This is a genomic window from Bradyrhizobium sp. BR 10261 (assembly GCF_019455395.1).
Lineage (GTDB): Bacteria > Pseudomonadota > Alphaproteobacteria > Rhizobiales > Xanthobacteraceae > Bradyrhizobium > Bradyrhizobium manausense.
Genome location: NZ_JACOFQ010000011.1, coordinates 79,992 through 93,312 on the forward strand (window position 1 = coordinate 79,992; position 13,321 = coordinate 93,312).

The 13,321-nt window shown below is 64.9% G+C and carries 12 protein-coding genes and 1 tRNA gene; 9 read left to right on the plus strand and 4 right to left on the minus strand.

What is annotated here, in order from left to right; genetic code table 11:
• Nucleotides 1–597 precede the first annotated feature (597 nt).
• The 4 genes from HYH07_RS15030 to mnmA all read right to left on the minus strand — a co-directional run bounded on the left by HYH07_RS15030 (nt 598) and on the right by mnmA (nt 3,175).
• Nucleotides 598–674: transfer RNA gene (locus HYH07_RS15030), tRNA-Met, on the minus strand.
• Nucleotides 675–924: 250 nt separating this feature from the next.
• Nucleotides 925–1,290 (minus strand): hypothetical protein, encoded by a 366-nt coding sequence (locus HYH07_RS15035; RefSeq protein WP_220003194.1) that lies wholly within the window; start codon nt 1,288–1,290, stop codon nt 925–927.
• Nucleotides 1,291–1,336: 46 nt separating this feature from the next.
• Nucleotides 1,337–1,975, minus strand: coding sequence for a class I SAM-dependent methyltransferase (locus HYH07_RS15040; RefSeq protein ID WP_220003195.1), 639 nt, complete (start codon nt 1,973–1,975; stop codon nt 1,337–1,339).
• A gap of 18 nt (nt 1,976–1,993) precedes the next feature.
• Nucleotides 1,994–3,175, minus strand: a complete 1,182-nt coding sequence (mnmA, locus tag HYH07_RS15045; protein ID WP_220003196.1) for a tRNA 2-thiouridine(34) synthase MnmA — start codon at nt 3,173–3,175, stop codon at nt 1,994–1,996.
• A 361-nt stretch (nt 3,176–3,536) separates the two neighbouring features.
• On the opposite strand from mnmA, the gene HYH07_RS15050 reads away from it, so the two are divergent.
• From HYH07_RS15050 to HYH07_RS15090, 9 genes are all read left to right on the plus strand, one after another.
• Nucleotides 3,537–5,174 (plus strand): flagellar hook-length control protein FliK, encoded by a 1,638-nt coding sequence (locus tag HYH07_RS15050; protein WP_220003197.1) that lies wholly within the window; start codon nt 3,537–3,539, stop codon nt 5,172–5,174.
• Between the two features lie 13 nt (nt 5,175–5,187).
• Nucleotides 5,188–5,898, plus strand: coding sequence for a flagellar hook assembly protein FlgD (locus HYH07_RS15055; RefSeq protein ID WP_220003198.1), 711 nt, complete (start codon nt 5,188–5,190; stop codon nt 5,896–5,898).
• A 395-nt stretch (nt 5,899–6,293) separates the two neighbouring features.
• Nucleotides 6,294–6,569 carry a DUF1153 domain-containing protein gene (locus HYH07_RS15060; protein ID WP_002714638.1) on the plus strand — a complete coding sequence of 92 codons (276 nt, stop codon included), beginning with the start codon at nt 6,294–6,296 and terminating at the stop codon, nt 6,567–6,569.
• 192 nt (nt 6,570–6,761) lie between these two features.
• On the plus strand, nt 6,762–8,375 hold the full coding sequence (fliF, locus tag HYH07_RS15065; RefSeq protein WP_220003199.1) for a flagellar basal-body MS-ring/collar protein FliF: 1,614 nt from the start codon (nt 6,762–6,764) through the stop codon (nt 8,373–8,375).
• Nucleotides 8,376–8,392: 17 nt separating this feature from the next.
• The gene (gene fliG, locus HYH07_RS15070) at nt 8,393–9,490 is read left to right on the plus strand and encodes a flagellar motor switch protein FliG (RefSeq protein ID WP_220003200.1); all 1,098 of its coding nucleotides are present in this window, start codon (nt 8,393–8,395) and stop codon (nt 9,488–9,490) included.
• Entirely contained in the window at nt 9,490–10,110 is a 621-nt protein-coding gene (locus HYH07_RS15075; RefSeq protein ID WP_220003201.1) for a FliH/SctL family protein, read from the plus strand. Before fliG ends, HYH07_RS15075 begins: the two co-directional genes overlap by 1 nt.
• 3 nt (nt 10,111–10,113) lie before the next feature.
• Nucleotides 10,114–10,464, plus strand: a complete 351-nt coding sequence (fliN, locus tag HYH07_RS15080) for a flagellar motor switch protein FliN (RefSeq protein ID WP_057757463.1) — start codon at nt 10,114–10,116, stop codon at nt 10,462–10,464.
• A gap of 54 nt (nt 10,465–10,518) precedes the next feature.
• On the plus strand, nt 10,519–11,904 hold the full coding sequence (locus tag HYH07_RS15085) for a sigma-54-dependent Fis family transcriptional regulator (protein WP_220003202.1): 1,386 nt from the start codon (nt 10,519–10,521) through the stop codon (nt 11,902–11,904).
• 260 nt (nt 11,905–12,164) lie between these two features.
• Nucleotides 12,165–13,313, plus strand: coding sequence for a M20 family metallopeptidase (locus HYH07_RS15090; RefSeq protein ID WP_220003203.1), 1,149 nt, complete (start codon nt 12,165–12,167; stop codon nt 13,311–13,313).
• The last annotated feature ends 8 nt before the right edge of the window (nt 13,314–13,321 follow it).

Below are 13,321 nucleotides of genomic sequence, written 5' to 3' on the forward strand. Positions count from 1 at the left end.
TCGGCAAGGATTCGTTTGGGCGAAGGACTCAAAAGCGGTGTAGGCTGGGTGCTCCACAAGGGTGCTACACAGGGGTTCGCCGGTTCTGCGAAAATAGCCCTATTTTGTCGGGTTTCCCGAGGTCTTCGGTCGGATGGCGGAGAGGGAGGGATTCTCACCCCCTTATCGCCCGACCGCAAATCTCTTTGGTCGTCTGGGATCTGAAGAATGCGTGACTGATCGGGCCTCGAATTTGTTAAGGCCCCGGACTTCGCTGATGTGAGCAATCGAATCCTTGAGGACCACGCCCCCGTACGAAAAGAAAAAAACGCCGCAGTCGGAGCTGTTCGTACGCCCAAAGGCCCAGTGGATCCAGAAACCGCGAAGGTAGCGACCAAAAAGTCCCCACAACGGTTGTTGGGCTGAGATCATGCAGGAGATCCGGCAACTTCAACTCGATCGTCGCCCTAACCGATCCAGAATAGAAGAACCGGAAATTCAAGGATTAGATTGCTGTCTGCGATCGAACAACAGTGCTACCGAAGTGCTACGAAATCGGTGAGGCGGGCATACGATCCCGCGCATGATGCAGCAAGTATTTGATTCCACGTAATTGTTTGGTAGCGGGGGAGGGACTCGAACCCCCGACCCCAGGATTATGATTCCCGTGCTCTAACCAGCTGAGCTACCCCGCCACGAGCCGATCGCGGCGGCCTGATACGGCCGATCTCGCGAACGCGCGGCATATAAGGAAGGGGGCGGTGGGAAGTCAATCCGAAAAGCTTCCGCCTTCGCCGAGGCTTCGGCGCGACAAGTCCGCGGGAAAGCTGGCCTTTCCGGCACTGGACTCGTGGATGGGCCCCCTCACCCGGAATCCGCGCAAGCGCGGATTCCGGCATCTCCCCGGAGGGGAGAGGCGAAGGGCGCCTGAGGCGAAAAAATTGGCTATTTCGGCTTCACATTGGGGTCGCCGCCGGGGCTGCCGGGGGGCGGGATGACCGGCATTTTGCCGTCGGTTGACGGCGCCGGGGCGTGCATTTCGGGGTCGACGCCGGCGGGCGGGCAGAGCACGCCTTCGGATTTGGCCAGCTTGTCGCCGAGCGGTTCCCTCGATTGCCCGGTGGTGGTGCCGTCGGGCGGGGTGGCCCGGTTCTGACGGTCCTGCGGGGCGCAGTCGGCGGCGGCGTGTTGCGGGGATGGCGGCGCGGTCGCTTGCGGCGGCGTCGCCGGGGCGGGCGGGGCCTGCGCGATCGCCGGCCCAAAGGCTGCGATCACGAGACCCGCAAAGATGATGTTTGATGTCGTACGCATGGGAAGGAAACGCGCTAGGCGCGCGCGCTGTTCCCACTGCCGAACATTACGTTTTGTGGTAGCGGATCAGCGAGAAATGGCCCATCGGCGGCATCGGGCGGCGCTCGGCCAGCGTGACGCCGCCGTGCTTGGCGGCCCAATTGACGAGGCGGGCCCATGGGAATTCCGGGCGCCAGCCGAGGCGGCGCGCGAGCGGCGCGAAGGCCAGCTCGGAGAGCTTGCGCAGACCCTTTTCCGCGCCGATGTGGTTGACCAGGATCAGCTCGCCGCCCGGCTTGAGCACGCGCACGAACTCGTCGAGCGTGCCTTCGGGATCGGGCACCGCCGTGATGACATATTGCGCGACCACCGCATCGAAGGAATTGTCGGGGAAGGCGAGGTTCTTCGCGTCCATCACCGAGAGCACTTCGACATTGGAGAGACGCAGGCTCCGCACGCGCTGCTGCGCCTTGCGCAGCATCGGCTCGGAAATGTCGACGCCGCAAACTTTTGTGGTGCGCGAATAATCCGACAGCGAGAGGCCGGTGCCGACGCCGACGTCGAGGACGCGGCCGCCGATGCGGTCGGCCTCGGCGATGGTCGACTGCCTGCCGGCATCGAACACCTTGCCGAACACGAGATCATAGACCGGCGCCCAGCGGCCATAGGCCTTCTCGACCCCGGCCCGCGAGATGTCTGCTGCCATGCCCCCTGCCCTGAAGATTTAGCCGCGAACCGCTTCCACCAGCGGCCTCGCCGTGTTGCTCGCGACCTTCGCGGCTGCGCTTTGAATGAAGCCGCCGCCGAGCACGCGCGCCTGCCCGCTGGCTGCGTCGTAGAACACGCAGGCTTGTCCCGGCGAGACACCCTCTTCGCCGGCGACGAGCTCGACCTCGTAAGTACCATCGGCGCCGCGCAGCCAGGCCGGCTGCGGGCTGCGCGTCGAGCGCACGCGGACGAACAGCTCGAGCCCGCCTCCGATGACGCTGTCGATATCGCCGCCGCCGATCCAGTTGACGTCGCGCAGGGTGATGCGGTGCATCTTCAGCGCCTCGCGGGGACCGACGACGACGCGGCGGTTGGCGGCATCGAGGCGCACCACGTAGAACGGCGCGGCAGCGGCGATGCCGAGGCCGCGGCGCTGGCCGATGGTGAAATTGGCGATGCCGTGATGCTGGCCGAGCACGCGGCCGTCGAGATCGACGATGTCGCCGGGGTCCATCGCGTTCGGACGCAGGCGCGTGATGATGTCGGTGTAGCGGCCCGTCGGCACAAAGCAGATGTCCTGGCTGTCGTGCTTGTCGGCGACGCTAAGGCCAAAGCGGCGCGCGAGCTCGCGCGTCTCGGGCTTGGTCATGTCGCCGAGCGGAAAGCGCAGGAAGTCGAGCTGCTCTTGCGTGGTCGCGAACAGGAAGTAGCTCTGGTCGCGGTCGCTATCGGCAGCGCAGACCAGCGCGCGCGAGCCGTCATCGCGGCGGCGCGAGGCGACGTAATGGCCGGTGGCGAGCGCCTGCGCCCCTAACTCGCGCGCGGTCTTCAAGAGGTCGCGGAATTTGACTGATCGGTTGCACTCGATGCACGGCACAGGCGTCTCGCCGAGCGCGTAGCTATCGGCAAAGTTGTCGATGACGGACTCGCGAAAGCGGTCCTCGTAATCGAGCACGTAATGCGGAATGCCGAGCTTGGCCGCGACGTCGCGGGCGTCGTGGATGTCCTGGCCGGCGCAGCAGGCGCCCTTGCGATGGGTGGCCGCGCCATGGTCGTAGAGCTGCAGCGTGATGCCGACGACGTCGTATCCTTCCGCCTTCAACAGCGCAGCCGTCGTCGAGGAGTCGACGCCGCCCGACATGGCAACGACGACCCTGGTATCCTCAGGACGGCCTTCGAGATCCAGACTGTTGAGCATGGGCTTAAGCTGACGTGACGGCGGCGTTTCCGCGATTCCTGTTGTGCTTCCGGGTCACTTGGGGCCAGGACGTCAACGATCCCCGGGAACCTCTGGTTCCCTCGGGGGCACTGGCTGGCCCGGTCGAAAGCGGCTGAGAGCACCCTTTAATATAGGCGGCATTCGGGTGAAGCAATCATGGCGGCCGCAAGCTTTCAGGCAATTCTTGCCGGGGCGGCAGAAATGACGGGGCGGCGGGCGGGCCGAGGGCGGTTGCGCCAACCCGTCAAATAATTGATTTTACGATATAAAATACCGAAACGCGGGATTGGCCCGCTCCTTGCTGACCTCCTCGTCCGAAGATGTTTTCAAGGGGTCGCCTGTGGTTGGTCACACATCAGACGTAGCGGCAAGTGCGCAGGTCTCGAGCGCGCAAGCGAAGCCTGCCCGGCCGCAGACCAAGGACCAGACGCCGAGTTCCTCCTTTGGGGACCTCGTCGACAGCAATACCCAGGCGATCAACAACGCCATCAGCAACAGCGCCCCGTCCTCGAACCAGGACAACGCACCGCGGCGCGGTGACGCCTCATCCAACTCATCGTCTTCGTCGGACCGGAGCAGCAACAGCGCCTCGGCCGACCAGTCCTCGCAGAGCAAGGCAAGCGACGACACGAATTCCCAGACAACGACGGCCGCCAGCGACACGCCGGCCGCTCCGGCCAAGGCCGACGGGAAACCTAAAGACAAGTCTGACGCGTCCACCACCAAGGCAGGCGAGGCCAAGGACGCCAGCAAGGACGCCAAGACCGACAGCACCGATGGCCTCGCCGCCGCTGTGGATGCCTCGGTCGCCGCGCAGACCGCGACTCCGGCCGCGACGCCCGATCCGACCGCCGTTCCCGTTGTCGCGCCTGTGGTGCCGGTCGATCCGAATGCCGCGGCGAACCAGGCCACCAGCGCGGCTTCGTCGCCGTTGACGATTGCAGCGGCCGGCATCGCCGCCAGCGCCTCGATCACGGCGCTGATATCAGGCACCAAAACCGATGCGGCCGGCAAGGCCGCCAAGACCGGGGATGGCAAGAGCACCGACGCGCAGGCCGCGCTGACGGAGGTGGCTGTCGCGAACGCGGACACCACCGCAACCGATGTGACGGCAAAGGCCGCGCAGCTCACCGCGGTCGACCAGGGCACGCCGAAGACTTCGCTCAAGGCCGCTGTCACAACACAAGGCCAGACCGACGTCTCCAATATCGGCCAGGATCCGGTCAAGACCGCGCAGACGGCGACCACGGCCCAAAATCCCGCGACCACGATGACCGCGGCCACCAATGCCGCTGCGCATCCGCAAGGCCCGAAGCCGCAGACCGACGCGGCCACGACCGACGCGAAGGTCGACGCGGCCAATCGCACCACAGACCTCACGCCGGCCGCGCCCGTCGCACACGCGCATGCCGATACGCCAGCCGTTGCCGCCGCGACCACCGACGTCAGCACCCAAGCCGCAAACGCCGTGCAGGCGCCGCTGACCACGACGACATCGACGGCCACCGCCTCCACCGCGACGCTCACCGCGACCGCAGCCAATCCGAATGCGGTGCCAATCAGCGGCATCCCGGTCGAGATCGCCGCTGCCGCGCGCGCCGGCAAGACCCGCTTCGACATCAGCCTCGATCCGGTCGATCTCGGCCGTATCGACGTCCGCATCAATGTCGACCGCAACGGCCAGGTCACCTCGCATCTCACCGTCGAGAAGCCGGAGACGCTGCAGATGCTGCGGCAGGACGCGCCGCAATTGCAGCGCGCCCTCGACGATGCCGGCCTCAAGACCGGCAGCAACGGCCTCTCCTTCAGCCTGCGCGACCAGAACTCATCGGGCCAGAATGCCGGCCAGAACAACGACAACGGCAGCAATTCGCGCCGGCTGATCATCAGCGAGGATGATCAGGCCGCAAGCCCGCCGGTCAGAAGCAGCTATGGCCGCATGCTCGGATCGAGCAGCGGCGTCGATATCAGAGTGTGAGGAGTAACAGGCCATGACCACCACGAATGCCGCCACCGCGCCATCTGTCGTCTCCGGCACCACCGATGTTCCGAAATCCTCTTCGTCCAACTCGCTGAGCTCGACCACGGGCTCGACCCTCGCCGGCAATTTCCAGACCTTCCTGACGCTGCTGACCACGCAGCTCAAGAACCAGAACCCGCTCGATCCGCTCGACACCAACCAGTTCACCCAGCAGCTGGTGCAATTCGCCGGCGTCGAGCAGCAGCTCAAGACCAACGACTCGCTGTCGCAGCTCGTCACGCTGCAGCAGACCACGCAGGCGACGCAGGCGCTCGATTTCGTCGGCAAGACCGCGGTGGTCGACGGCACCACCGCGACCATGAAGAGCTCATCGGCGACCTGGCACCTCAACGTGCCCACCAGCGCCACGGTCGATATTTCCATCGCCAATTCCAGCGGCCAGACCGTGTTCACCGGCAAATATACCGCCGGCGCCGGCAGCGACATTCCCTTCACCTGGAACGGCCAGGGCAATGACGGCACGCAATGGCCCGACGGCAAGTACACGATCACGGCGACCGGCAAGGACGCCTCGGGCAACAGCGTCGGCGTCGCAGCCCAGGTGCAGGGCACGGTGGATTCCGTCGACCTGACCCAGTCGCCGCCGCTGCTCTCCATCGACGGCAACAGCTACACGCTGAGCCAGGTGAAGAGCGTGGTGGCGAGCAGCAGCGGCAGCTGAAGCTGAGGCTGAATAGTGCTTGCACACCCGGTGTCATCCCGGCGAAGGCCGGGATCCATAACCACCGGGAGAAGTTTGGCGAAGGTCCGCGGTTAGAAAGTCTCTCTTGGTACTGCCACCAACACGTCAACGATAGATCACGCGGTATGGGTCCCGGCCTTCGCCGGGACGACAGTTTGGGCCTGGTGGCGCCGCGCGCCGGCCTCGTGCGTTAGTAAAGTATTTACGAAGACCCCGCTCGGCCGGCTGAAAGCGTGTTCTCAGCCCGCCGGGACGGTTTTGTTCCAGCCGGATTCAACGAGAATTGTATTGAAGCCTTAGGCTTAGCGGATTTTTAAGCCGGCACGCGTAGGGTTACGGCGTGAGTTCAGTGGTTGAGAGTTTGTGAGTACGCCATGACAGAACCCCATCGCCCGAGGGTAAAATACGTCATCGGGCCGGACGGCAGTCCGCTGACGATTGCAGATCTGCCCGCACCCGGCACCAAACGCTGGGTCATCCGACGCAAGGCCGAAGTCGTTGCCGCGGTTCGTGGCGGACTTCTCTCGCTCGAGGAGGCCTGCAGCCGTTATACCCTGACGGTCGACGAATTCCTCTCCTGGCAGTTTTCCATCGACCAGCACGGTCTGGCGGGTCTTCGCACCACCCGCATCCAGCAATATCGCCAGTAAGCGATCCGGAAATCTGCTGCTTTTGACGAAAATCGGCCTCGCCCCGCGAGGCCGATTTTTTTCATGCTTGCTTTTGGGCCGACTTTTGTCCGGGCTGTTAACCGTCGTTAACCATATGGAAACCATCACCTAGGCAATAATTGCCCAGTCGGCCTTTCCAGTGAAAGCAGCCGAATCTGTCGGGGCGGTTGCTTGCAAGGTCTTGCGGACTTTTTAAAGGGTATCGGCGCCGCCCGGTTCGGGGCGATGATCGCGGTCACCGCCGCGCTCATCGGCTTCTTTGCCTTCGTCATCATGCGCGTCACCACGCCGCAGATGACGACGCTGTTCACCGACCTTAGCGTCGAGGATTCTTCCAGCATTATCAAGGACCTGGAACGCCAGGGCATCCAGTTCGAGCTGCGCAATGAGGGCAGCATCATCATGGTGCCCAAGGACAAGGTCACCCGCCTGCGCATGAAGCTCGCCGAGGGCGGCCTGCCCAAGGGCGGCGGCGTCGGATACGAAGTGTTCGACAAGTCGGATGCGCTCGGCACCACCTCTTTCGTCCAGAACATCAATCATCTGCGCGCGCTGGAGGGCGAGCTCGCCCGCACCATCCGCGCCATCGACCGGATCCAGGCCGCCCGCGTCCATCTGGTGCTGCCCGAGCGGCCGCTGTTCGCGCGCGAGGCGCCGGAGCCGTCGGCCTCGATCGTGGTGCGGGTCCGCGGCTCGCTCGAAGCCCAGCAGATCCGCGCCATCCGCCACCTCGTCGCCTCCGCCGTCAACGGCTTGAAGCCGCAGCGGGTCTCGATCGTGGACGAGGCCGGCCAGCTGCTCGCCGACGGTGCCCAGGCCGATCCCGAGCAGGCGCTCGGCGACGAGCGCCGCACCGCCTTCGAGAAGCGGATGCGCAAGCAGGTCGAGGACATCGTCTCCTCCGTGGTCGGGTCGGGGCGCGCCCGCGTCCAGCTCTCCGCCGATTTCGACTTCAACAAGATCACCCAGACCTCAGACAAGTTCGATCCCGAAGGCCGCGTGCTGCGCTCGACCCAGACCCGCGAAGAGCAGAGCATGACCGCCGACAACAACGGCCAGGTCACCGTCAACAACGAGCTCCCCGGCCAGCAGCAGAACAGCGGCCCAGCGGCAAAGGACCAGAGCAAGAAGACCGAAGAGACCAACAATTACGAGATCTCCCGCACCACCAAGACCGAGGTGACTGAGGCCGGCCGGGTCAACCGCATCTCGGTCGCGGTGCTGGTCGACGGCATCTACACCAAGAACGACAAGGGCGAGCTCGCCTATCAGGATCGCACCAAGGAGCAGCTCGACCGCATCGCCACCCTGGTGCGCTCGGCGATCGGCTTCGACCAGAAGCGCGGCGACCAGGTCGAGGTCGTCAATCTGCGCTTTGCCGACGCCCCCTCCACCACGCCGATCGCCGAACCGTCCGGCTTCCTCGGCATGCTGCAGTTCACCAAGGACGACATCATGTATTTCGTCGAGCTCGGCGTGATGATGCTGCTCGGCCTGGTCGTGATGTTCATGGTGATCCGTCCGCTGGTGAAGCGCATCCTCGCCTCCGACGAGGTCGCCGCCGCCATCAGCGGCGTCCTGTCGGGCCCCGCGGCATCCGAAGACGCCGCGCCGGCCGGCGGCCAGACGCTGCTGCCGAACGGTACCGCCACCGCGATCGACGTCGCCACCGTCCAGGGGCAGGTCCACGCCCAGTCCGTTCACCGCGTCGGCGAGCTTGCCGAACGCAACCCCAACGAAACCGTCGCCATCATCCGTCAATGGCTGGCCGAACCCGCGAAATGATCGAGAAGTGAACTGACATGGCCGCTTCCCTGCAAAACGCCAATTCCAACGACATCACCAGCGTGATCTCGACGCTCGGCCAGCGAGCCGGCGACCGGGCCAGGGACGGCAAGAGCGCGGAGCAATTGACCGGACCGCGGCGCGCCGCGATTCTGATGCTGGCCCTCGGCGAGCAATATGGCGGCAAGATCTGGTCGCTGCTCGACGACGACGAGGTGCGCCAGCTGTCGCTGGAAATGTCGACGCTCGGCACCGTCGAGGTCGGCACGGTCGAGGACATGCTGCTCGAATTCGTCTCGCGCATGTCGGCCTCGGGCGCGCTGATGGGCAATTTCGACGCCACCGAACGGCTGCTGCAGCAATACCTGCCGCCAGAGCGCGTCAACGGCATCATGGACGAAATCCGTGGCCCCGCCGGCCGCAACATGTGGGAGAAGCTCTCCAACGTGCAGGAAGAGGTTTTGGCCAATTACCTCAAGAACGAATATCCGCAGACCATCGCAGTGGTGCTGTCGAAGCTGAAGCCGGAGCACGCCGCACGCGTGCTCGGCATCCTGCCCGAGGAGCTCGCGCTCGATGTCATCAACCGCATGCTGAAGATGGAAGCGGTGCAGAAGGAGGTGATCGAGAGCGTGGAGAAGACGCTGCGTACCGAATTCATGTCCAATCTGTCGCAGACCCGCCGCCGCGACGCGCACGAGGTGATGGCGGAAATCTTCAACAATTTCGACCGCCAGACCGAAACCCGCTTCATCACCTCGCTGGAAGAGGACAATCGCGAATCCGCCGAGCGCATCAAGGCGCTGATGTTCACCTTCGACGACCTGGTGAAGCTGGATTCCGGTTCGGCCCAGACCCTGATGCGCAACGTGGACAAGGACAAGCTCGGCGTGGCGCTGAAGAGCGCCAACGAGGATGTCCGCAACTTCTTCTTCGGCAACATGTCCTCCCGCGCGGCCAAGATGCTGCAGGACGACATGGCGGCGATGGGGCCGGTCCGCCTGCGCGACGTCGACGAGGCCCAGGCGCTGCTGGTCAACCTCGCCAAGGATCTCGCCGCCAAGGGCGAGATCATGCTGACCAAGAACCGCGCTGACGACGAGCTGGTGTATTGATGGCCGCTCCGGCAAAATTCCTGTTCGATACCGATTTCGCCGCGCCCGACCGGACGCGCGAGAAGGCCGCGACCGCAGCCGAGATCGCGCAGAAGGTCGCGGAAGCCGAAGCACGCGCCTATCAGGACGGTTTTGCGGCGGGCCAGCGCGAGGCCAAGGCGGAGAGCGACCGCCGCGTCGCCCTCGCCATGGAAGAGATCAACATCGCGATCCGCGGCATTGCCGCAGGGATCGGCAATATCGAGAGCAAGATGGAGACCGAGGCGGTCGACGTCGCGGTGGCGGTGGCGCGCAAACTGTGCGCGGACCTGGTCGCCGCCGAGCCGCTCGGCGAGATCATGGCGCTGGTCAAGGACTGCTTCTCGCACCTGGTCGCGACGCCGCATCTTGTCGTCCGCATCAACGACGCGCTCTACGACAGCGCGCGCGAGAAGATGGAGCGGCTGGCCAAGCAGAGCGGCTTCGAAGGCCGGCTGGTGATCCTGGCCGAGCCCGAAATTGCCACCGGCGACTGCCGGATCGAGTGGGCCGACGGCGGCGTTGTGCTGGAGCGCAGCGCCATCGCGGCCAAGATCGACGACATGGTTGGACGCTATATCGCGTCCCGCAAGGGGAACTAAGCCATGAGCGACACCGACGGACAGGTCCCGCTGCCCGATCTCAACGGCCCGCTGCCGCCTGCCGGCACCGATGTCGGCTACAGCGAGGATGAATATGCGGCGCGCGTCGCCGCCGACCTCGAAGCCGTCTTCGACGTGCCGGTGCAGGTCTCGGCAGTGCTCGGCCGCTCCAAGATGGATGTCGGCGAGCTCTTGAAGCTTGGACCCGGCACGGTGCTCGAGCTCGACCGCCGGGTCGGCGAGGCCATCGACATCTACGTCAACAACAAGCTGGTCGCCCGCGGCGAAGTCGTCCTCGTCGAGGACAAGCTCGGCGTGACCATGACGGAAATCATCAAGACCGAACGCGCGTAAAGCGAACAAAGGGAATGACGCGCGATCGCGCGACCAGACGGACAGGAGACTGACATGCGGCTTCTCATCGTTGGCACATTGAAGGGCCAGCTCACCACAGCCACCAAGATCGCGATGGACAACGGCGCCACCGTGACCCATGCCGAGGATCACGAGCAGGCGATGCGCGTGCTGCGCGGCGGCAAGGGCGCGGACCTCCTGCTGGTCGACGTTGCCCTCGACATCCGCGACCTCGTGATGCGGCTCGAGGCCGAGCACATCCACGCGCCGATCGTCGCCTGCGGCATCACCAACGACGCCCGCGCCGCGGTCGCCGCGATCCACGCCGGCGCCAAGGAATACATCCCGCTGCCGCCGGATCCGGAGCTGATCGCCGCGGTGCTGGCCGCCGTCGCCAACGATTCCCGCGAGCTAGTCTATCGCGACGACGCCATGGCACGGGTCATCAAGCTCGCTCAGCAGATCGCAGGCTCCGATGCATCGGTGATGATCACCGGCGAATCCGGAACGGGCAAGGAAGTGCTGGCCCGTTACGTCCACACCCGCTCGGCCCGCGCCAAGCGTCCGTTCATCTCGATCAACTGCGCCGCGATCCCCGAGCATCTCTTGGAATCCGAACTGTTCGGCCACGAGAAGGGCGCCTTTACCGGCGCGATCGCCCGCCGCATCGGCAAGTTCGAGGAGGCCACCGGCGGCACGCTGCTGCTGGACGAAATTTCGGAGATGGACGTCCGCCTGCAATCGAAGCTGCTCCGCGCCATCCAGGAGCGCGTGATCGATCGCGTCGGCGGCACCAAGCCGGTCCCCGTCGATATCCGCATCATCGCGACCTCGAACCGCAACCTCGCCGACGCCGTGCGCGAAGGCACGTTCCGAGAGGACCTGCTGTTCCGCCTCAACGTCGTGAACCTGAAGATCCCGCCGCTGCGCGAGCGTCCGGCCGATATCATGGAGCTTGCCCAGCATTTCGTGAAGAAATACGCCGAAGCCAACGGCGTGCCGATGCGCCCCATTTCGGCCGAGGCCAAGCGCGTGCTCTCCACCAACCGCTGGCAGGGCAACGTTCGCGAGCTGGAAAACACCATGCACCGCGCGGTGCTGATGGCACAGGGCGACGAGATCGGCCCTGATGCGATCCTCACCCCGGACGGCGACCGCCTCGACCTCGCCAAGACGCCGCCCGCCGTGGTGCATGCCACCATGGCCGCCGAGCAGGTGACGCGCGCGCTGGTGGGCCGCACCGTCGCCGACGTCGAGCGCGACTTGATCCTGGAGACACTGAAGCACTGCCTCGGCAACCGGACCCATGCCGCCAACATCCTGGGCATCTCGATCCGCACGCTGCGCAACAAGCTGAACGAATATGCCGACGGCGGCATCCCGATCACGCCGGCCGGCACGCCCGGTGAATATCCGCGGATGCCGATGATCGGGGCGTAGGGCTTCGCCCAGATCGAGAGGATGCGAATGCCCGTGCTCAGTCCCGGGCATTTTGTTTTTTGGGGCCACGATGCCAGCCTCGTCATTGCGAGCACAGCGAAGCAATCCAAAATCCCTCTGCGGTGACAGACTGGATTGCTTCGCTGCGCTCGCAATGACGGTGTTGACAGCATTCCTCGCATAACGGGACCGCGTTACGTGACTAGGCCATCCGCTCGCCAGGCCCTATAAGCTCGCCCGAGAACCACGCGAGGAACCACATGTCTGAAGCTCAAATCACGGATTGGCTGGCGTCGCAGCGGCAGGCGATGATCGACCTGTTGCGCGACGTCGTGAACATCGATTCCGGATCCTATGACAAGGAAGGCGTCGATGCGGTCGGTGCGCGGTTCGAGCGGCATTTTGCCGAGCACGGCATTCCATTCCGGCGCGAGAGACATGGCACCTTTGGCGATGCCATCCACGCCGAGGTCGCAAAACCCGGCAGCAACGAGAAGCCGGTGCTGTTGATGGGGCATCGCGACACCGTGTTCGGCAAGGGCGAGGCGGGGAAGCGCCCGTTCACGATTCGCGACAAACGCGCCTATGGGCCCGGCGTTGCCGACATGAAGGCCGGCGTCGTCATGAACATCTTCGTCGCCACCGCCTTCCACAAATTCGGCGGCAACCCGCATCCGATCAAGCTGCTGATCACCTCCGACGAGGAGATCGGCTCGCCCTCCTCGCGCCCCGTCATCGAGCGCGAGGGACGCTCTGCGCGCGCCGTGTTCAACTCCGAGCCGGGCCGCCCCACCGGCAACGTCGTCACCAGCCGCAAGGGCGGCATCTTCATGCATATGGCCATATCAGGCAAGGCAGCGCATTCCGGCGCCAATTTCGCTGCCGGCGTCAGCGCGATCGGCGAGCTCGCGCACAAGATCACGCAGATCCACGCTCTGACCGACCTCACCAAGGGCATCACGCTCAATGTCGGTCTCATCTCGGGCGGCCAGTCGGTCAATACGACGGCGCCTTATGCCGAGGGCCAGATCGACATGCGCTATGTCGATCCCAGGGATCGTGCCACCGTCATGGCCGAGATCGAGCGGATCATCGCGACGCCTTACGTGCCCGGCACCACCGCGACGCTGACGATCAAGGGGGAGTTCGTGCCTGTTGTGCAGAGCGAAAGTTCGAAGGCGCTGTTCGAAAGCTATCAGGCTGCGGCGAGGCAAGCCGGCCTCACCACATTGCAGGGCGAGTTCTCCGGCGGCTGCGCCGATTCCGGCTTCACCGCCGCTGTGGGGACGCCGACGATTTGCGGCGTCGGACCGGTCGGCGGCCTCGCCCATTCGCCGGAGGAATATCTCGAGCTCGACAGCATCGTGCCGCGCGCGCAGACGCTGGCGCTGGCGATCTTAAGGGGCTGATTCAGGTG

Excerpts from the sequence above, each read along its gene's own strand:
- HYH07_RS15035 (WP_220003194.1), bottom strand. The coding sequence starts at position 1,290 with ATGCGTACGACATCAAACATCATCTTTGCGGGTCTCGTGATCGCAGCC.
- HYH07_RS15040 (WP_220003195.1), bottom strand. The coding sequence starts at position 1,975 with ATGGCAGCAGACATCTCGCGGGCCGGGGTCGAGAAGGCCTATGGCCGC.
- mnmA (WP_220003196.1), bottom strand. The coding sequence starts at position 3,175 with ATGCTCAACAGTCTGGATCTCGAAGGCCGTCCTGAGGATACCAGGGTC.
- HYH07_RS15055 (WP_220003198.1), top strand. The coding sequence starts at position 5,188 with ATGACCACCACGAATGCCGCCACCGCGCCATCTGTCGTCTCCGGCACC.
- HYH07_RS15060 (WP_002714638.1), top strand. The coding sequence starts at position 6,294 with ATGACAGAACCCCATCGCCCGAGGGTAAAATACGTCATCGGGCCGGAC.
- fliG (WP_220003200.1), top strand. The coding sequence starts at position 8,393 with ATGGCCGCTTCCCTGCAAAACGCCAATTCCAACGACATCACCAGCGTG.
- HYH07_RS15075 (WP_220003201.1), top strand. The coding sequence starts at position 9,490 with ATGGCCGCTCCGGCAAAATTCCTGTTCGATACCGATTTCGCCGCGCCC.
- fliN (WP_057757463.1), top strand. The coding sequence starts at position 10,114 with ATGAGCGACACCGACGGACAGGTCCCGCTGCCCGATCTCAACGGCCCG.
- HYH07_RS15085 (WP_220003202.1), top strand. The coding sequence starts at position 10,519 with ATGCGGCTTCTCATCGTTGGCACATTGAAGGGCCAGCTCACCACAGCC.
- HYH07_RS15090 (WP_220003203.1), top strand. The coding sequence starts at position 12,165 with ATGTCTGAAGCTCAAATCACGGATTGGCTGGCGTCGCAGCGGCAGGCG.